Here is an 18,444-nt window from a genome sequence, read left to right as displayed (position 1 = left end):
CAGGGCGTTGGGTCCAGGTAGCGCAGGGGACGGAGGGAACCATGAAGACGGGCTCAGACGGCGATGCGTTCGAGAGGGAGGTCGTCATCCTGGCCGACGGGGCGACACTCGCCGGGAGCTGGAGCGTCCCTCCAGACGCTCGTGGCGCCGTACTGTTCGCGCATGGCAGCGGGAGCAGCCGGTTCAGTCCGCGCAACCGCTTCGTCGCCGGGGTGCTGCGCGACGGCGGGCTGGCGACGCTGCTTCTCGACCTGCTCACCCCGGCGGAGGAGGAGGTCGACGAGGAGACGGCGCACCTGCGCTTCGATATCGGCTTCCTCGCGAACCGCCTGCTCGGCGCAGCCAGATGGCTTCGCCAGGAGGCCGAGGGGAGCCGTTTGCCTTTCGGCTACTTCGGCGCCAGCACCGGGGCCGCGGCTGCCTTGGTCGCGGCAGCCGAGGACCCCGATCTCGTGCGGGCCATCGTCTCCCGTGGCGGTCGGCCCGACTTGGCGGGCCCGGCGCTGGCGAGCGTACACGCGCCGACGCTGCTCATCGTCGGGGGGCGTGACAACATGGTGATCGAGCTCAACCGCCGAGCCTCGGCCGAGCTCGCCTGTGAGAAGCGGCTGGAGATCGTGCCTGGTGCCACCCACCTCTTCGAGGAGCCGGGCGCGCTCGATCGGGTGGCCAAGCTCGCGCGCGATTGGTTCGGGCAGCACTTGGCGCAGGAGCGCATCGAGCGCGCCGCCTCATGACCGATTCGGCGGCTACGCCTTCCAGAGCAGGCGCGCACATCCTGGAGCAGGGCGACATCTTCTTCTTCTACCGGCCGCGCGTGGGGGCTGAAGAAGTGCGGGGCCGCGGCGACGTCCAGCGGTTCTACATGGTGCTCGCGCCCGAGCGGCCGAGGAGGGTCTACCGGCTCTTCGTCGTGGGGAGCAAGAGGCTGCCCGAGATGGAGCGGGGCGCGCGGCACCCGCGCGGGCGCAACTGGGCGTTGAACGTCCTCACGTCGAAGAATCCCCAGGACATCCGGCGCGGGCTCGGCGCCGTCGAATATGCGAGCGAGACACGCGGCGAGCGGGTCGTCGGCGCGGCCACCCCCGTGGGCGAGGGCAAGTACCAGCTCCTCAAGTACAAACGCCACACCGAGCTCGCCTATGCGCTCGAGCTGCCGAAAGAGCCGGGCCCTGCCCAGGAAGAGTTCGAGATCAAAGAAGAGGCAGGTTACGTCGTTGCGGTCAAGAACCCCGAGGTCGCGACGCCCGGAGCTCCGTCGGCGCACGCGCCTCCTGCGTACCCGAAGCACCTTCGAGGCAAGTTCGGGGCGCGGCGGTGGATCGACGTCGAAGAACCGGCGCTCCTCGACTATGAAAACACGCAGATCCTGCTCCTCGCCGCCCATGCCGAGGACGTCGAGGAGGAGCTCGGCGTCCGGATTGACACCGAGGACAAGAAGCTGAGTACGGCCGAGGTCTGCCGGGAGCTCCGGCTCCACTGCGAGCGCGAGCGCGTGAAGCCGCTGCTCACGGGCGATTTCCCTTCGATGGTCGATGTGCCACCCGCTGAGACGGGGGACGGCGGGGAGCGCGCGGGCGGCGAGGAGGTGCGCCGGCTGCCGCCTTCGACGTCACCCTCCAAGGCCGGCAAGCGCGGCGGTGCCGCAGCGGCGAAGCGCGCGCCCTCCGCGGCGGCCATCACCAAGCTGCTCGCCGGGATCGACTTCCCGAAGAACCGGGCCGGCATCGTCGCGTACGCCCGACAGCACGGCGATCGGATCGACAACCCCGAAGAGGCGATCGCGGTCCTGAGCCATCTCCCTGATCGCCGGTACGAGAAGATGGCGGACGTCGCCGCTGGCCTCGGCCGGGTTCGCTGACCGCGCTTGAAGGAGGTCTCCAATGGCCCAGTTCGTCTGCAAGCTGTGCGGCGAGGGCTTCGAGCAGAAGTCCCGCTACGAGCGGCACATGGCCGCCTCCCACCCGCCCCGCGCGACGAGCGCAGCCGATCTCGAAGAGGCGCTCACGGGCATCGAGTTCCCCAAGCCGAAGCCCGAGCTCCTTGCGTACGCCTCGCAGCGACTCCCTCCGGGGTCGGCGGTGCTGGACGCCCTCGCTATCCTCCCTGACCGCGTCTACCGGGACGCCGCCGAGGTCGGGGTGGCTTTCGGAGAGGCCATGGCGCCGGGACGTCCCCGGTCGGCCGAAGACGTTGCTGCGTCGGAGCCACCCGGGCGACGCGGCGGGCGCGCGGCTGCGACCGAGGCCGTCTCCGCGGCGGCGGTGGCGAAGATGCTCGGGGGCATCGATTTCCCGATATCCAAGGCCGAGCTGCTCGCACACGCCGAGCACAACCACTCCCGCCTCGCCGATCCCGAGGGGATCCTGCGGGTTCTCCAAAAGCTCCCACAGCGTCGCTACACGAACATGGCAGATGTCGAAATGGAGGTCGGGAAGATCCTGTAGCGCCACCCAAGCGTTATCCACCTCGATCGGATGCCGAGCCGTCCATGTCGGAATGGATCGGGTGTGGGCACGGGGAACGGACACGGCGGAGGAACATCGGAAACGTGGCCGGGAAATCCCCTGGGCAGCGCTCCAGCCGTTCAGCCGGACCGGAGCGCGACGACGACCAGCCCGAGCTTCTGCTCCAAACCCGTCAGGCACTCGATCTGGCTCGGCGTGAGCTCGGTCGGGGTCACGTCGCGCCGCTCGAAAGCGAGGAGCACTCCGCTGTTCAGCGCCCCCTCCGCCTCCTTGAGCAGCCGCTCCTGTTCAGGAGTCAGGCTCGCCAGGGTCCAGATCGCCTGTTGCATCGGAATCGCCTTCGCACCAAGATCTCATGTCGAGCATCCGCCGTGCCAGATCCGACCTCGTCGAATCGTGAGCCTGCTCGGTGCTGCTTCGGCGCCGTCCCTCGGTCCGGTCGCGCCCGCCGCGCGGCTCTTGCTCACCCTGAGGCGCCCCTTTGGGCACGTGGGTCGATCTCTCGCCGGGCGGCGCGGGCGAGCGGTCCTTCTCGGCCTTCGGCATCTGCTCTCGATCATCCCGCGCAGGCACACCCTGGGAGGGCTCGGCGCAACGTCTCTCAGAGGGCTGCGTAGGTGCTTTGGCCGTCTCTTCTCGGGCGGCTTGGCGGCCTCTTGCGCCATGGCTGCACCTGACGCTGCCGTTTGATGCAAGCAGGGCGCCACCGCGCACGAAGCTTGCGCCTGGCGACGACGATGGCAGTCAAGTCGACCCGCAGAACGCAATCATCGAGCGGCCCGACGCGTGCACCAGCTCATCGGTGGTCACGCCGGGTGACCGAGACCAGCCACGCGCTCGATCTCGAACCCGGTGTCTTCAAGAAGCGCAGCCCGCGTGCGATTGCCGAATCGTTGAAGCGCTCCGCGGACCGGAGCCGCCGTCGCAAGGCGGACCCGTTCCGCTCGGCGATGGCCATGCTCACGTTCTACATCAACCGCGCGGGCAGGGCGCTCGATCCCGAACGCCGCAGCACGCTCCAGGCCGCGAAAGACGAGCTCCGCGCCTTGTACGGCCGTGCGGCGCGCGCTGCGCCCGGCCAGCGCGTCGCGAGCGTCACCCTGCCCGACGTTCTTCGCCCAAGAAGTACGAGCGTTCGACGCCGCCCTCGTCCGTCTGGACGACGACTTGCCCCAGCGGGAGCTGCCGGGCGAGTTGCTCGGCGCGCGCGATCGCGGAGTCCTTATCTTCGTGAATGCTGTCCGCTTGGCTGTCCCCGGTCATCCCGACCTTCCACATCTTGCCGATAGGCACCACTTCGTACGTGACGACCTCTCCCATGATACGCCTCCGCACCCTCCCTGGGGCATGTGATGCAGCCGCCGCAACCATCGAACCAGGGCCTCCTGCTTCGTCCTGGTTCATCGCTCTTCGCGCTGCAGCCTCGTCCCATTGCCATCCGAGGACCTGACCCCCAGAAACGACCTTGGGGGTGCTGGGGGTGCGCGGTGTTGTGGCCGTCCGCTTGCGCAGCGGTCGCCGCACACCTCGCTCGCGCCCACCGCGCAGGGGCCTTTCGCGAGGCGTTCACGTGGTTATCATGCATTGCGGCGTAGAGCGTCGGACGAGAGAGAGCCCGCGCATGCTCCGCCGCAACCTCGACGCTGCGCATGCGTGCAAACTACCCACGATGAGACAGCCCGTTTCCATTTTCGACACCGACAACAGCCGTATCCGACGTATCCGACGTGAAGCATCCGGCGAGCCGCGCCGACGCACCCCCGCCGCGCCGCGCTCGCGAAGCACCATGGATGTGGCCCGGCCGCGCCGCGCCATGACGCCCTCGCGCGAGGGCGCGAGCCTCTATCTCGGCGGCTTCGGCAGGCGTGCCGCCCTCACGCGCGAGGACGAGGTCGCGCTCGCCCGCCGTATCGAGGAGGGGGAGGCAGTCATCCTGCGTGCGCTGGTGGGTTCGTCCGTCGCGCTCCGCGAGCTCGCCAGGATCGGCGAGGAGCTCGCAGCGCACAAGCTGCGCACGCACAACGTCCTCCGCACCGCCGACGAGGAGGAGGACGCCGCCAGCGAGCAGACCGGGCCCTGGCTCGCCGCCCTGATCGAGCGCGCCGGCACGCTTGCCAAGGAGCTCGAGGCTGGCCGGTCGCGACAGCGCGACCGCAATGCGCTCGCCTCCGGGCTCGAGCGCGCTCGGCTGCGCCGCCGTGTCCTCGACCGGGTCGTCGGCGCCCTCCGGGCAGCCCCGGCGATGGGCGGGGCCGGGCGTGCCCCCCTCGAAGCCATCGAGGAGGGTCGGCGGATGGCCGACTTCGCCAGGGCCGAGCTGGTCGCGTCGTGCCTGCCGCTCGTGGTCAAGCTCGCGACCAGGTACCCGCACGCGGGCCTGTCGCTCCACGACCTCATCCAGGAGGGCAACATCGGCCTGATTCGCGCGGCCGATAAGTTCGACTTTCGCCGCGGCGTCCGGTTCTGCACCTACGCCGCGTGGTGGATCAAGCAGCAGCTGGCGCGTGCGATCTCCGATCAGGCGCAGACCATCCGCGTGCCGGTGCACATGGAGGAGAGCCGCCGGAAGCTCCTCCGCGCGCGGCGCGCGCTCGTCCAGGAGCACGGATGCGAGCCCGAGAGCGATGAGCTGCTCGAGCGGACCGGCCTCTCGCGGGCGAGGATCGAGCTCGTCGACGGGCTCGCGCCCGCGCCGATCAGCCTCGACGCCCCCGCCGGTGAGGACCGCGACACGTGCGTCGGCGACTTCGTCCCCGACCCGAGCGCGCCGGCGCCTGACGAGCAGGTCGCCGAGAGCCGGATGCGCGCGCAGACGACGGAGCTGCTCGACGAGCTCACGCCGCGCGAGCAGGACGTGCTCCGGCGCCGGTTCGGGCTCGACGGCGCGCCCGAGCTCACTCTCGCGGAGATCGGCGCGTCGATGTCGCTGTCGCGCGAGCGCATCCGCCAGATCGAGGCGAACGCGCTGCGCAAGCTCAAGGCCAGGTCGAAGGAGAGGCAGCTCGGATGCTATCTCGCCCAGTGAGGATCGGGGCGCACGGCCTCTGACACGGGGGGGCCGACAACGGCGCTCCGGGCCGGTGTTGTCATGCCGTGACGCGCTGCGGTCGTGCGCCTCTCGCAGCGGTCGGCAAACCTCCTGTTCGGACACCACCCTCCGGCGGAGCGCGCGTCGGGTGCCCGAGCCAGCGCAGGCGCCGCCGGAGCCGGCCGCGCCGGCTCGCGAGGCGCCGGCGCGGGCCGCGACCGCGACCTGGAAGGCGACCGTCACGCGCGCCACGGGGCTCCCCCTCGCGGCCGGCGCGGCGTGCACAGTCGAGGCGGAGCTCGCTAGCTCGGGCGACGACATCCGCGTGCCCGCGCTCCGGGTCCTGTGCGGCGGCAAACCGATCTACCGGTCGAGCGATCCGCTGAACGGCATGTCGATGTTCAGCGCCGGCGTGGAGGACGACTCCGGCCCTGAGCCTGGCACCTATGCTTATGCCCTCTCGTACCAGGACAAGGGCTCGCGCGCCGGGGAGCGGGCCGAGGTCTCGCTCGACAGCATCCGCAAGGCGGGCGCCGTCTGGCGCGACTCGGCGCCCGCGTACCGCGTCGAGCTCACGCTGGCTTACCAGAGCCTGCCCGTCGTGGGGGAGCCGCTCCTCGACGCGACCCGGAAAGCGCTGCGCCGGTCCGCGCTCGTCACCGAGTCCACGGGACCGAGCCCGGTGAAGGTGGGCCAGAGGTGCGCGCTGCTCGTCTCGCCGCTCCCGCGCGGCGGCAAGTGCCTCACGCGCCTCGCGTGCGCCGGCCGCATGCTCTACGGCGCGGGCACGACCGGCGTCTCCGAGTGCACGGTGGAGGGAGACAAGGTCGTCCGCGTCCACGACGGGAACACGACCCCGAACGGCGGCGACCCGGCGTTGGAGCTCGACGCCGCGACGGGGCGCATCACCGTGAAGGACGACGTGGGCGGCGCCGCGTGGACCGTCGGCGTGCAGCTCGATCCGAGCGGCTAGGAGTGAGCTGTTCGATGTGAAGGGTCACACGACCTGCAGCGTCGGCTTCCCTCGCTTTCGCACGGCTTCTGGGATCTGCGCGAGCTGCTCACCATCCAGGTGAAGCCACGCTCGCTTCGAAAGAGCCCATAACTCTTCGGGCAGAACCGAAAACGGATTGTCGACTTCGCCAGGTCCTATCTCTCATCGGCCCCGAGCGCGACGGCGATCTGGCGGCCTCCCCGCTTCGCGCGCCCTCAACACCACTGCCCGCCTCGAGCGACCGCGCGATACACGGGGTTGCCGAACCACACCTCGCCCACGGGCGGCAGCCTCGCGATCTGGCCACGCACCGACGCGCCCGTGAGCGCGCCCTGCGGGAGCTCCAGCCGGGAGAGCCTCGAGAGCGCGCTCAGGTCCGCCGGCAGCCTCTCGAGCGGGTTGCCCGTCACGTCGAGCCGCTCGAGCCTCGTCAGCGCGTTCACGCCCGCGGGCAGCTCGGAGATCCGGTTGTTCATCAAGAACAGCCTGCGCAGCGAGGTCATCGCGAACACCGCGGAAGGCACGTGGTCGAACGCGTTGCTCTCCAGGCGCAGCTCCTCCATGCCGGTGAGCGCGGCCATCTCCGGCGGCAGCGACGTGAGCGCGTTCTTCTCGAGCTCGAGCAGCGTCAGGCGCGTGAGCCCGCCGAGCCAGGAGGGGACCTCGGTGAGCTTCGCGCCCCACAGGTACAGCGTTCGAAGGCTCGTGAGCGGACGGATCGCCCCCGGTACCCGAGGAAACGGGTTGTTCCCGACCGCGAGCACCTCGAGCCGGTCGAGCTTCGCGAGGCTCGCGGGCAGGTCGGCGAGCTTGCAGCTGCGCAGGCCGAGGGTGCGCAGCGCGGAGAGCTCTCCCGCGGGCGCTGCGTCGATGCGCGCGTTCTTGTCGAGCGCCAGCGCGTCGAGCGCGGCGAGGCGGCCGAGCTCGCGAGGCAGCGCGGTCAACCGGTTGGTCTCGAGGGACAGGTCACGCAGCTTCGGCAGGCGGGTGATCTCGTCGGGGAGAGCGCCGAGCAGGTTGTTGCCGGCGGACAGCGTCTCCAGCGAGGCGAGCTCGGAGATCTCGGCGGGGAGCGAGGTGAGCGCGTTGCCGTCGACGTAGAGCGAGTCGAGGCGCGAGAGTTGACCTATCTCGCGCGGCAGCGCGGCGATGCGGTGACCGCGGACGTCGAGCTTCTTCAGCCCCGCGCAATTCGCGATCTCGGGCGGCAGGCCGGTGATCGAGCGGCCGCCCACGGTCAGGTGCGTGAGCCCCGGGATCCGGAAGACCTCGCGCGGGATCTCCTCACCGGTGACGGAGATCTCGAGGAGCACGAGGTCCGGCAGGCGCGAGATCCCCGCGACGTCGGCGTCGCCCGAGACCTTGGTGAGCTTGAGGCTCCGGACCCCGGAGGGGCTCTTCAACGCCGCGCGCAGCGACTTCGCGATGCCTGCCATCGGCCGCGATGGTACCGCGGACCGAACCGCTGGAGATCAACCGCGCGGACGAAGCCGCTGCACGAAGGTCGAAGGCGCCTCGTGCGCGTCCTCCCTCTCGCTGCGCCGTCCCCGTCAGGGATGCGCCATGGTCCCGCTCACCCGCTCCATCCACTCCTTCACGGCCGCCTCGAACAGCGCCGGCTGCTCGGTCTGCAGGTTATGGCCGGCCAGGTCGAGCAGCACGAACGACGCCCGCGGGTACGCCTCGAGGATGCCCCAGAGATCGCGGTAGCCGACCACGCAGTCCTGGCGCCCCACCAGCATCAGGGTCGGCCCGGGGAACGGCACCTCCAGGCGGTCGACCGCGAAGCTGAAGGGGACCTTCCGGCTGAGGTGCTGCTCCAGGAAGACCGTGTCGGCCGCGCGCAGGCCGGGGAGGATCTCGTCCTGGAACCGCTCCCAGACGGCGTGCACCTGGCGCACGTGGATCGCCTCGAACGCGCGACGGTCCTCGCCGGACAGGGTCCCGAGGAACGCCTCGTCGCGCTCCAGCACCCGCAGCGGGGGCGCGTTGGCCTCCCGCGTCTCCTGCACGGCCACCGGGCACACGAGCAGCAGGCCCGCGACGCTCCGCGGCCGCTCGTGGACCACGCCCCGGGCCAGATAGCCGCCGTACGACTCGCCGGCGACCAGGAACCGCTCGCCGGGGAGCACCTGATCGATGATCCCGAGCACCACCTCCAGCATGCGGTCCGACCCGTCGATCCACGGTCGCCCCGGGGTCCTTCCCATGCCCGGCAGGTCGAAATAGATGCGCCTCCAGCTCCCCGGCGCCGACCGGAACACCGGCTCCATGCACCCCTTCATCAGCCTGTGGTCGGGCCCCCAGCCGTGGAGCATCAGGATGGGCGTCCCGGAGCCGATCTCCTCGACCTCGATCTCGAGGTCCTTCACCTTGCATCGCATGGGCGCACTCTAGCCACGCCACCGCGCGCCCTCCACGTCGGCCAGCGCGGGAGCGGCCGGCGCCGACCGCGTCGGTCTGGGCGCTTTCAATTCGACCCCCACCCGAGCCGTCCAGTCCGCCCCTCTGGGCGTGACGTCTCGCACCGAGGCATAGGCGAGTATGCCTATGCCTCACGCCCGAGGCATAGGCGAGTATGCCCATGCCTCGGGCGTGAGGCATAGCGTACGACGTCGTCGCAGATCACCTGCATCGGGTGATGCGAGGACGGACGGCGATCTTGGAATAGAGAGGCGGGGACGAATGAAAACGCTTCGCAATTTCGGCGCGATCGCTCCAGGGCTCGTTGCGCTCGCGGCGTTCGCGGCGCTGGGCTGCTCCAGCCAGGGAGAAGCGACGACCGAGGCATCATCCGGCAGCAGCGCCGGAGGGCCCGCTGGGCCCGGATCCAGCGCCTCCGGCGCCACGGGGAGCACGTCGGCAACCGGCGGCTCGTCGGCAAACGGTGGCTCGTCGGCATCCGGTAGCTCGTCGGGGGCGGCCAGCGGCGCCGGCGGCAGCGGCGGGCGCCCGGACTCGGGGGAAACTGGCGCGGGCGGCGGGGGCGTTGCCGGCTCCGGCTCGAGCGGCGCTGGAGGAGAGGCGCAGAGCGCGGGCTGCGGCAGCGCGACCGCGCCGAAGAGCGGCCGTTTCAGCGTCGATGTCGGGGGCACGACGCGCGAGTACATCCTCGCCGTGCCGGACAACTACGATTCGAGCCGCCCTTACCGGCTGATCTTCACCTGGCATCCCCGCGGCGGCTCTGCCGAGCAGGTCGCGACCGGGTTCGGCGGCGGCTACTACGGGCTCCAGAGCCGCGCCAACGGCTCGGCGATCTTCGTCTCGCCCGAGGGCCTCGACCAGGGCTGGGCGAACACGGGGGGCCGCGACATCGCGTTCCTCCGCGCCATGCTCGACCGCTTCCGCGGCGAGCTCTGCATCGACGAGAGCAGGATCTTTTCGACGGGGTTCAGCTACGGCGGCATGATGTCCTACGCGATCGGCTGCGCGATGGGCGACGAATTCCGCGCCATCGCCTCCATGTCCGGCGCGATCTACAGCGGCTGCGAGGACGGCGACCATCCCGTGGCCATGTGGGGCGCCCACGGCAAGAGCGACAACGTGGTTCCGCTCGAGAACGGTCAGAGCGCTCGCGATGTCTTCCTCGAGCGAAACCACTGCGGTCAGCAGACCACACCGGTCGAGCCGAGCCCCTGCGTCAGCTACGAGGGCTGCGACGCGGGCTATCCCGTCGTCTGGTGCGAGTTCGACGGGGGCCACGCCCCGCAGAACAACTCCGGCGAGTCGATCTGGAGCTTCTTCTCGCAGTTCTGAATCGGGCGTTGCTTGAACCAGCGCCACGTTTCAGGGGGCATCGAATCGCAGCATGGATTGAATGGATGGGTCCGGCGATGGTGATCAAAAATCTGCCAGCGAAGCTCTTGATAACTGGAATCCTGGGCATCTGCTCTGGAGGGTGTGGTTCGTCGACCGACGATACCAGCGGAGGGACGACGAGCAGCAGCTCCGGCGGCGCGGCGTCGAGCGGTTCCGTCGGAGCGACCGGCACGGGCGGCGACGCCGGCACGGGCGGCGCGGGCAGCGGAACCACCGCGGGCAGCGGAACCACGGGAGCCGGCGGCGCGGAGGAGACGGGCAGCGGCGGCGGCGGCGGCGCAGGCGGGACGCCCGGGGCCGGCGGCGGCAACAACGGCAGCGACGAGGCGACGATCGTGCCCGATCCGTCGTGGACCTGCGGGATGCCGGACGGCATTCCGCTCCCCACGCGCGGCGAGCTCGTCTTTCGGGCGACGCTCCAGCTCGGCGAGACCCACGATGTCGGGACCACCCAGTTCGGACACCGCCGCCTCCTCGACGTGAAAGGGGGCACGCTCACGGGCGACAAGATCCAGGCCACGTTCCTCACGGGCGGCATGGACCTCGAGCTCACGCTGTCGAACGGATCCGTCGAGCTCGAGGAGATCAACATCCTGAAGGCGAGCGACGGCAGCTCCATCCTGCTGCGGACCTGCGGCGTCGCCGCCGCCGGCGATGACGTCGTCCGGATCGTCCCGGACTTCGAGGTAGCCACCTCGAGCTCGCTCGCGTGGCTCAACACCGGGAAGTTCGCGGGCACCCGTGTCGTCGACGCCGCGGCGGGCACGATCCAGCTCGACGTCTACGACATCAGCAAGGTGGACGCCGGAGAGCCGAAGATCCAGCTCAAGGATCCCGCGGGCGTCCCGAACCAATCGTGGGAGTGCTCGAAGGCGACCGGGGCGAGGGGCTCGAGCGTGTTCACCGAGTCCGTCACGCTCGGCTCTTCGGTGTCTGTCGGCGCGAGCAAGCGCGGCACGCGCAACATCATTCCCATCACCGGGGGCACGGTCACCGGCGGAATGCTGCTGAGCGGCCTGTCGGGCTCGGTGCTCCCCGGAGGCGCGGATTACCAGCTCATCGGGTCGACCACGGTGCTGGACGCCCGGTACGCGCTGTCCTCGAAGGACGGCGAGGTCATCGTGGTGAGGAACTGCGGACCGTTCGGCGCGCTCATTCCTGTCTTCGAGACGCGCGCGGACGGCCCCTATGCGATCCTCAACACGAAGTCCTACGTGAGCTCCGACCCGGGTGGCGCGGCGGGGGGCGGGGTGAGCCTCACCTTCTACGAGCGCAAATAGAACAGCAGCGCTGCGGTGACGCCGGCGCCGCCCGGTGCCTTCGGTGCTTCAAAAGGAAAGTCGAGCTGACAGCCCGGCCGCCGCGCCCGACGCCGCGGGCACGATCCGGAGCTCGACGCCGCCTTGATCCTCGGTGCGATACGTCCGCGGCATGTTGAGGAACACGAGGACCGCGCCTGCCGCCAGGGTCGCGCCGCCGGCGATGAACAGGCCGGTGGCGACACGGCTCTCCGTCATACCCCGGCTCGACGTGTCCGTCGTCGTTGGAGCGCAACCCGACGTGCAGGTCTCTTCGAACTGCCGCTCCGCCTCCTCCAGATGCTCGTCGGCCTGCCAGCGCAACACCGCACCAGCCAGCCCGAGGCCCGCCCCGGCCCCGACCACGGCCCACGGTTTCCAGGCGGACCACCTGCGCACCGTGACGATGCCGTCGGCGCTCAGCTTGAGCACGCCCGAGGCCTGGACCCCGGCGAGCACGACGACGGGCTCGACGAGGGGGAAATACCCCTCCTTCCTCGCGCTGACGACGTGCTCTCCGGGCGTCACGAACCGGCGCGCCGAGCCCGGACCGACGAACCACGACCTCCCGTCGAGCAGCACCTCGGCGCCGGGCTCATCGCAGCGCATCTCGACGACAGCCAGCTCGCGCTCGACGAGCTCCTTCATCAGCGCGCGCGCCGCTTCATGGTCCTCGGGCTCGAGCGACGCCGGCCCCCACCGGAGCGAGAGGCGCAGGTTCTCGTAGGCGAGCAGCGGCATCCCCATCATCTTGAGCACCCTGCCCAGATAGAACCGGAGATCCGGGTGCTCCCACAGGGCGAGCGCCTCCTCGTACTTCTTCCTGGCGTCGCCGAGCACCATCCTTCTGTGCAGGTCCCGCCCCTGCATGAAGAGCTCCAGCGCCGCTTGCTTTCGCTCCTCCGCGACGCCCTCATGCCAGGGGGGCAACGCCGGCTCGGTCTGAGCCCACGCGGGCACGGCCCATGACGCGAGGAGCGCTATCGAGAGCCATGAACAGATCGCAGCTCGGGTGCTCGTCGGCGTCCTCTGCACGGGGAATAGTTCGATGATCTCCCGGAGCGCTTTTTATCTCAAGCGGTCCCGGACCCGCCCGACGGAGCGCTGGATGAGCTGCTCCAGCGCCTCCTTGCTCCGGCGCTCGTCGTCCGCCGCTTGCTTGGCCTTCCGCTCCTCGACGCCGGCCCTTGCCCGCTCGTCGTCGGCCTGGGCTTCGGCGCGCCGCGCCTCGCCCTCGGACGCCCGCGCCTCGTCGCGCGCCGTCCGGGCCTCCTCGGCCGCGGCGCGAGCCTTCTCGGCCTCGGCTTCGGCCCTGTCCCTGGCCTCCTCGGCCTCCTTCTGCAGCCGCTCGGCCCGCCTCTTCTCCTCTTCCGTGCTCATCCTCGCCTGCTCGGCGACTTGTCGAGACGCTGTCTCCCTCGCGAGCGCCTCCTCGAGGCTGTCCTCGGTCCGGCGAATGTCCGCGAGCTGCGCGCTGATGACCCGGTTCTGGCGGACCACGGTGACGATCCCCGCGGCGGCGCCGACGACCAGGAGGGCCAGGCCCGCGATGGTCCCGGCGATGAGGTTGCGCTTCCTGCGCTGCGCCTGGCCGGCAAGCCTCACCACGGCGTCGAGGTAGCGCTGCTCTCGCTCGGGCAGCCGGCGCTCGGAGCGCTCCCGGAAGCGGCGCGCCTCCTCGGCGAGCTTGCCGCGCCACAGGAGGTCGTCGGCGCGGCCGCTCGACTCCCACTGCCGCGCCGCCGCGCGCAGCTTGTCGAGGAACACCGAGTCTCCCTGGTTCTCGTCGAGCCAGCGCTGCAACGTCGGCCAGCGCGCGATGAGCGACTCGTGCACGATCTCCACCTTGCTGCCGGCGTCGTCGCGCCCCGTCTCGATGGCGAGGAGCCGCGCGTCGGCCAGCAGGTGGACGACCCGCTCGATCTCGTCCGGATCCCCGTCCCCGGGCAGCTCGCGGAGCTCTTCCAGGCTGGCCATGGCCCGCGTGCGCTCGGGCGTGACCAGGCGCTCGAAGATGGCTCGGCAGAGCTTCGCCTGACGGCCGCTGAGCCCAGCCAGCACCGCGTCGGCGTGGCTCGCCAGCGCTCCCGCCACGCCGCCGATGGCCTCGTAGCTCGCCCGCGTGAGGAGCCGCCGCTCGCGGTCGCGCATGTCCCACAGCCTGGCGGCAGTGAACTGCAGGATGGGGAGGGCGCCTGGGGTCGTCTCCAGCACATCGAGGATGCCCTCGACCATCGCCGGGTCCTCGATCTCGTACCGCGCCGCCTGGACCGGCTTCAAGAGCGCCTCGCGCAGCCCTTCCCGGCCGATGGGCGAGAGGAACACGAGGCCGCGGGTCACCCCCGCCATGAAGCGCCTGTCCTCGGCCACCCGCTCGATGAAGTCCGAGCGGGTGGAGAGGATGACGCGGAGGGGCGAGGAGGCGTCGTCGGCGACGCCTTCGAGGCACGAGAAGAAGGCGGCGCGCTCTCGGGCGCCGCACGAGAGGGTATAGAGCTCCTCGAACTGGTCGACGAACAGCACGACGCGCCGCTGGGTCCGGGCGGACCACGCGCGCAGCGCGGCGCCCAGGTGGCCGGGCTCGGCGCGCAGCCGCTCGATCACCTGCCCGCGCTCGGCCACCTGCCCGCGCTCGGCCTCACGGCCGCGCGCCGCCGGCGAGCCGACCTCGCCCTGCTCCAGGAGGGATGGATGGTCGAGCAGATCGGCGAGCGCCGCCATGGGCTCGCGCCCAGGCCGCATGACGAGCGACTCCCACCCGGCCCCCGAGCGCTTGAGCGCCGGGATGATCCCCGCCCTCACCAGCGATGATTTCCCTACCCCCGACGCGCCGACGATCGCGAGGAGCGGCTGGCTCTTCAGGCGCGAGACCATGCCGGCGATGTCGTCGTCGCGGCCGAAGAAGCGGTCCGCGTCGACCTCCTGGAACGCCGAGAGGCCGGCGAATGGGCTCTCGTCGGCGCCGAGGACGACCTCGCGGCGCCCCGGCAGGAGCGGCATGAGCTCGGCCAGGAGCTGCCGCGCCGAGGCGATGCGCTCGGATGTCCGCCTGCGCAGGCACCGCTCGATGATCGGTCCGAGCGCGCCCAGCTCGGCGCGCATCCCGCCGATCTTCCGGACGGACGCGTCGAGCGCGCCGACCGTCATCGCCCCGTCGAACGGGCGCGCGCCGGTCACGAGCTCATAGAGCATGATCCCCACGGCCCAGATGTCCGTCGCCTGGTCGATCTCCTCTCCGGCCTGCTGCTCGGGGGACATGTAGGCCAGCGTCCCCATGACGGCCCCTTCGTGCGTCAGGGTCAGCTCGCTCCCGGGAGCAGGGCGCTCGCACGTGACGGCGGCGTCGACGTCGAGCAGCTTGGCGATGCCGAAATCGAGCACCTTGATCGCTCCGGACGGCTCCAACATGATGTTTTCCGGCTTGAGATCGCGGTGCACGATGCCGAGCTGATGGGCGCACACGAGGGCGCGCACCACGGGCACCATCAGCTCCACCGCGGCGCTCGTCGACACCGAGGTGGCCGCGACGCCCGCTGGCGCGCCCGCCGGCCTCCGCTGCGCCATCCACGCGCGGAGGCTCTGGCCCTCGATGTATTCGAGCACCATGTAAGGATACCCGTTGTGTTCGTTCACATCGTGGATGGTCACGATGTTCTCGTGCTTGCAGAGCGCGGTGGCGCGGGCCTCGACAAGGAATCGGTCGAGCCGGGAGCCGGTCAGCGTTGTGACGAGCTTGATCGCCACCAGGCGGCCCAGCCGGACGTCGCGGGCCAGAAAGACCGTGCCCATGCCCCCGCGGCCGAGCTCGCGGATGAGCTCGTAGTGACCGAGGGACGTCCCGGCGTCGATGGGCAGGTCGCGCGGCGCTCGCCGCGCAGGGCCGGTCCTGGGCGCGGTGAGCTCCACCGCATGGAGATCGTTGTCGGTGCTCCAGGTCGCCGACGGGGACATCCCCTCTTCTGACTCCGGACGTCCCCTCCGGCTCGGCGGCGGGGCGGCCGCGTCCTCGTCGGCAGCAGCGGCGCCGGAGTCGCCCACAGAAGCGAAGCGTATTTCCTTCATCGGGCTCATGACAATCTCACCGCACGAACCCGACAGGCTCATGCCTGCGGGCCGGAAGCCTGGCCGTCGCGTCCGCCGTACGCCGGTCCCCGGCGCCGCGGCGCGCAGAGAGGCTCCGGGGCGTCCATCGCAGCGCGAAGCCAACCGAAACCAAGCATCCGTCCTCCGCCTTCAGCGGCTGAGCGCTGTCCGGCTGAGTCGATAGCTGCGGTCGCTGAGGCCCTGATCGTAATAAAAAAACACATTACCCAAAGAATCACCCCATACCGTCTGTGCTCCGGAACGCATGGGCAGCCAAGAACCACCGTCGAAGTGCAGCACGCCGCCGTCGACGGCGAACACATCGTTGGGCCCGCTGCCCCACACGTCGGTAAACGCAGCATTGCGCCCCGATGTCATCGCCGTCCAAGAGCTGCCGTCGAAGTGCAGGATGGCGCCAAAATCCCCGACGGCGAAGACGTCGCTCGGTCCGCTCCCCCACACGTGGTAGAGGCCCACATTGACCGGCGATACCATCGTCGTCCAGGAGCGGCCGTCGAAATGCAGCACGGTGCCCCGCTCTCCGACGGCGAACACATCGCTCGGCCCGCTCCCCCATACGCCGTTGAGCACCTGATCGGTGCCCTCTACAGACATTGGTGTCCAGGAGCGACCGTCATAGTGCAGCACCGTTGCCCGCCCCCCGACGGCGAAGACGTCGCTCGCTCCGCTTCCCCACACGCCGTTGAGAGTCGTATCGACCGGCGATACCATTGCCGTCCATGAGCTGCCGTCGAAATGCAGCACGGTGCCCCGCCATCCGACGGCGAAGACGTCGCTCGCTCCGCTCCCCCACACGCCGTTGAGAGGCGCATCGACCGGCGATGCCATCGCCGTCCAGGAGCGGCCGTCGAAATGCAGCACGGTGCCCCACCATCCGACGGCGAAGACGTCGCTCGCTCCGCTTCCCCATAGATCCAAAACGTCAAAGGTCTTGTCATCGGCCGCGAAAGGCAGCTCTGTCAGGGTGATGCCATCGAAATGCAGCACGCCGCCGGAGACGGCGGCGAAGACGTCGCTCGGACCGCTGCCCCACACGGCCATCATCTCCTCGATGCCCGAGTCGGACGCAATCTCATCGATCGGTGCGGTCATCCTCGTCCAGGCGCGGCCGTCGAAGTGCGCCAGGACATTTCCGACGGCGAAGACGTTGCTTGCGCTGCTGCCCCACACGCTGCGAAGTCCCATCTCGAACGTCGAAGGCATCTCTGCCCAGGAATTTCCGTCAAAATGCAGCGCGCCCCCCCCTCCGACGGCGAAGACGTCGTTCGGAGCGCTGCCCCACACGTCGCTCAGCGTCCATTCGACCGGCGAGAGCATCTGTGCCCAGGAATTCCCGTCAAAATGCAGCACGGTGCCCCCGGCCCCGACGGCGTAGACGTCGCGCTGGTCGCTCTGGTCGCTCGGACCGATGCCCCACACGCCGAGCAGATTCACATCGACTGGCGAAGTCATCTTCGTCCAGGAGCGGCCGTCGAAGCGGGCCAAGGTGCCCCGATCGCCGACGGCGAAGACGTCATTCGGGCCGCTGCCCCACACGTCGCGAAGAGCTTCCTCGTAGGGCCAGGGCATCCGAGTCCATGAGTCTCCGTCATAGTGCAGCACGAGGCCGTTGGCTCTGCCGCCGGGGTTCTCGACTCCGACGGCGAAGACGTCGCTCGGACCGCTGCCCCACACGCCGTACAGCTCTGCAAAGACCGGTAACGAGATCGATGTCCAGACGGTGCCGTCGTAGTGAACCAGGGTGTCCCCGTACCCGACGGCGTAGACGTCGCGCGGTCCGCTTCCCCACACGTTGGAGAGCAACGCCGGTCTCGGCACATTCATTACGCGCCAATTGAAGTCGCCGCAGCCTACGACGTCCAGCGAGTCGCAGGCGCGCGAGCAGACAGGGCGGCCGAAATCGTAACGGAGATCTACGCAGGAGGCGGCCAAAGGAACGGCGGGGTCACACGTCTCCTCCTCCGCGACCTCGCCGTCGCCGCAATGAAGCCGGCAGTCCAGGCGGCACACCCCGCCCGCCGACGCGTTCTGGCGATCGCTGCACACCGGCTCCCGGGGCGCGACGGCATCGACGCCGCAGTCACACGCCTCGCCTGGGTCGCGGATCGCGTTGCCGCACACCTCCCGCTGGCAGGTCGCGCCGCACCCGTCGCCCGCCGCGACGTCGCCCTCGTCGCACTCCTCGCCGGGATCGACGATCCCGTTGCCGCACACCTCCCGCCGGCAGGTCGCGCCGCACCCGTCGCCCACCGCGACGTCGCCCTCGTCGCACTCCTCGCCGGGATCGAGGGTCCCGTTGCCGCACTCCTCCCGCCGGCAGGTCGCGCCGCACCCGTCGCCCGCCGCGACGTCGCCCTCGTCGCACTCCTCGCCGGGATCGACGATCCCGTTGCCGCACTCCTCCCGCCGGCAGGTCGCGCCGCACCCGTCGCCCGCCGCGACGTCGCCCTCGTCGCACTCCTCGCCGGGATCGACGCTCCAGTTGCCGCAGACGTTCCGCGGCGTATCCTGCGGCACGCACCGCGGCGCTCCATCCCTCGGATCGACGCACCGGTAAGCCGCCAGGCAGTAGCCGTCCCCGCACGGAGTGGACACGTCGCTCGCGCACGCGGCCGCGACGAGGAGGAGGCTCGACATCAAGAACACATGCTGATTCATGACGAGGAACCCTCCTGTCGCCATCGATCGCCATCGATCGCCATCGACAGCAACCCATTTGCCATGGATGCCCGC

At 70.3% G+C, this 18,444-nt stretch carries 14 protein-coding genes and 1 pseudogene; 8 read left to right on the top strand and 7 right to left on the bottom strand.

Going from position 1 to position 18,444, the window contains the following annotated elements; translation table 11 throughout:
- Nucleotides 1–41: 41 nt before the first annotated feature.
- The 3 genes from WME82_RS48305 to WME82_RS48295 are packed head-to-tail and all read left to right on the top strand — an operon-like array spanning nt 42 to nt 2,447.
- Nucleotides 42–737, top strand: coding sequence for a dienelactone hydrolase family protein (locus WME82_RS48305; protein WP_438040845.1), 696 nt, complete (start codon nt 42–44; stop codon nt 735–737).
- Complete coding sequence (locus WME82_RS48300; RefSeq protein ID WP_438040844.1) at nt 734–1,861, top strand: DUF2795 domain-containing protein; 1,128 nt, start codon at nt 734–736, stop codon at nt 1,859–1,861. Before WME82_RS48305 ends, WME82_RS48300 begins: the two co-directional genes overlap by 4 nt.
- Before the next feature lie 22 nt (nt 1,862–1,883).
- The gene (locus WME82_RS48295; RefSeq protein ID WP_438040843.1) at nt 1,884–2,447 is read left to right on the top strand and encodes a DUF2795 domain-containing protein; all 564 of its coding nucleotides are present in this window, start codon (nt 1,884–1,886) and stop codon (nt 2,445–2,447) included.
- Between the two features lie 140 nt (nt 2,448–2,587).
- On the opposite strand, the gene WME82_RS48290 is transcribed toward WME82_RS48295, so the two are convergent.
- Nucleotides 2,588–2,797, bottom strand: a complete 210-nt coding sequence (locus WME82_RS48290) for a hypothetical protein (protein WP_437743168.1) — start codon at nt 2,795–2,797, stop codon at nt 2,588–2,590.
- Nucleotides 2,798–3,205: 408 nt separating this feature from the next.
- On the opposite strand from WME82_RS48290, the pseudogene WME82_RS48285 reads away from it, so the two are divergent.
- A pseudogene (locus tag WME82_RS48285) lies at nt 3,206–3,535 on the top strand (DUF3175 domain-containing protein); the annotation flags it as partial.
- Nucleotides 3,536–3,563: 28 nt separating this feature from the next.
- On the opposite strand, the gene WME82_RS48280 reads toward WME82_RS48285, so the two are convergent.
- Entirely contained in the window at nt 3,564–3,788 is a 225-nt protein-coding gene (locus WME82_RS48280) for a DUF2188 domain-containing protein (protein ID WP_438040842.1), read from the bottom strand.
- 301 nt (nt 3,789–4,089) lie between these two features.
- Here WME82_RS48280 and WME82_RS48275 point away from each other — a divergent pair, with 301 nt between their 5' ends.
- Both WME82_RS48275 and WME82_RS48270 read left to right on the top strand, forming a co-directional pair.
- The gene (locus WME82_RS48275; protein ID WP_438040841.1) at nt 4,090–5,493 is read left to right on the top strand and encodes an RNA polymerase sigma factor RpoD/SigA; all 1,404 of its coding nucleotides are present in this window, start codon (nt 4,090–4,092) and stop codon (nt 5,491–5,493) included.
- Between the two features lie 151 nt (nt 5,494–5,644).
- Entirely contained in the window at nt 5,645–6,469 is an 825-nt protein-coding gene (locus WME82_RS48270) for a hypothetical protein (RefSeq protein ID WP_438040840.1), read from the top strand.
- 236 nt (nt 6,470–6,705) lie between these two features.
- Here WME82_RS48270 and WME82_RS48265 read toward each other — a convergent pair whose 3' ends face one another.
- Together WME82_RS48265 and WME82_RS48260 are read right to left on the bottom strand one after the other, a co-directional pair.
- Nucleotides 6,706–7,926 (bottom strand): leucine-rich repeat domain-containing protein, encoded by a 1,221-nt coding sequence (locus WME82_RS48265; protein WP_438040839.1) that lies wholly within the window; start codon nt 7,924–7,926, stop codon nt 6,706–6,708.
- A 114-nt stretch (nt 7,927–8,040) separates the two neighbouring features.
- Nucleotides 8,041–8,874 carry an alpha/beta fold hydrolase gene (locus tag WME82_RS48260; RefSeq protein WP_437743164.1) on the bottom strand — a complete coding sequence of 278 codons (834 nt, stop codon included), beginning with the start codon at nt 8,872–8,874 and terminating at the stop codon, nt 8,041–8,043.
- Nucleotides 8,875–9,175: 301 nt separating this feature from the next.
- On the opposite strand from WME82_RS48260, the gene WME82_RS48255 reads away from it, so the two are divergent.
- Together WME82_RS48255 and WME82_RS48250 are read left to right on the top strand one after the other, a co-directional pair.
- On the top strand, nt 9,176–10,246 hold the full coding sequence (locus WME82_RS48255) for an alpha/beta hydrolase family esterase (RefSeq protein ID WP_438040838.1): 1,071 nt from the start codon (nt 9,176–9,178) through the stop codon (nt 10,244–10,246).
- 77 nt (nt 10,247–10,323) lie between these two features.
- Nucleotides 10,324–11,589 carry a DUF3237 domain-containing protein gene (locus tag WME82_RS48250; RefSeq protein ID WP_438040837.1) on the top strand — a complete coding sequence of 422 codons (1,266 nt, stop codon included), beginning with the start codon at nt 10,324–10,326 and terminating at the stop codon, nt 11,587–11,589.
- A gap of 48 nt (nt 11,590–11,637) precedes the next feature.
- Here the strand turns inward: WME82_RS48250 and WME82_RS48245 are convergent, their stop codons facing one another.
- The 3 genes from WME82_RS48245 to WME82_RS48235 all read right to left on the bottom strand — a co-directional run bounded on the left by WME82_RS48245 (nt 11,638) and on the right by WME82_RS48235 (nt 18,369).
- On the bottom strand, nt 11,638–12,642 hold the full coding sequence (locus WME82_RS48245; protein WP_438040836.1) for a tetratricopeptide repeat protein: 1,005 nt from the start codon (nt 12,640–12,642) through the stop codon (nt 11,638–11,640).
- Nucleotides 12,643–12,675: 33 nt separating this feature from the next.
- The gene (locus WME82_RS48240) at nt 12,676–15,678 is read right to left on the bottom strand and encodes an nSTAND1 domain-containing NTPase (protein WP_438040835.1); all 3,003 of its coding nucleotides are present in this window, start codon (nt 15,676–15,678) and stop codon (nt 12,676–12,678) included.
- Between the two features lie 162 nt (nt 15,679–15,840).
- On the bottom strand, nt 15,841–18,369 hold the full coding sequence (locus tag WME82_RS48235; protein ID WP_438040834.1) for a glucosyltransferase-I: 2,529 nt from the start codon (nt 18,367–18,369) through the stop codon (nt 15,841–15,843).
- Nucleotides 18,370–18,444 lie beyond the last annotated feature (75 nt).

The sequence above is a fragment of the Sorangium sp. So ce128 genome (assembly GCF_051525245.1).
In the GTDB taxonomy this organism is placed as follows: domain Bacteria; phylum Myxococcota_A; class Polyangia; order Polyangiales; family Polyangiaceae; genus Sorangium; species Sorangium cellulosum_B.
Note: the sequence above shows the minus strand (reverse complement) of the source record. Positions and strands in the feature narration are given on the sequence as shown.

Bases quoted from the DNA above. Each gene is read 5' to 3' on its own strand.
- WME82_RS48305 (WP_438040845.1), top strand. From the start codon at position 42: ATGAAGACGGGCTCAGACGGCGATGCGTTCGAGAGGGAGGTCGTCATC.
- WME82_RS48300 (WP_438040844.1), top strand. From the start codon at position 734: ATGACCGATTCGGCGGCTACGCCTTCCAGAGCAGGCGCGCACATCCTG.
- WME82_RS48295 (WP_438040843.1), top strand. From the start codon at position 1,884: ATGGCCCAGTTCGTCTGCAAGCTGTGCGGCGAGGGCTTCGAGCAGAAG.
- WME82_RS48290 (WP_437743168.1), bottom strand. From the start codon at position 2,797: ATGCAACAGGCGATCTGGACCCTGGCGAGCCTGACTCCTGAACAGGAG.
- WME82_RS48280 (WP_438040842.1), bottom strand. From the start codon at position 3,788: ATGGGAGAGGTCGTCACGTACGAAGTGGTGCCTATCGGCAAGATGTGG.
- WME82_RS48275 (WP_438040841.1), top strand. From the start codon at position 4,090: ATGCTCCGCCGCAACCTCGACGCTGCGCATGCGTGCAAACTACCCACG.
- WME82_RS48265 (WP_438040839.1), bottom strand. From the start codon at position 7,926: ATGGCAGGCATCGCGAAGTCGCTGCGCGCGGCGTTGAAGAGCCCCTCC.
- WME82_RS48260 (WP_437743164.1), bottom strand. From the start codon at position 8,874: ATGCGATGCAAGGTGAAGGACCTCGAGATCGAGGTCGAGGAGATCGGC.
- WME82_RS48255 (WP_438040838.1), top strand. From the start codon at position 9,176: ATGAAAACGCTTCGCAATTTCGGCGCGATCGCTCCAGGGCTCGTTGCG.
- WME82_RS48250 (WP_438040837.1), top strand. From the start codon at position 10,324: ATGGTGATCAAAAATCTGCCAGCGAAGCTCTTGATAACTGGAATCCTG.
- WME82_RS48240 (WP_438040835.1), bottom strand. From the start codon at position 15,678: ATGAGCCCGATGAAGGAAATACGCTTCGCTTCTGTGGGCGACTCCGGC.
- WME82_RS48235 (WP_438040834.1), bottom strand. From the start codon at position 18,369: ATGAATCAGCATGTGTTCTTGATGTCGAGCCTCCTCCTCGTCGCGGCC.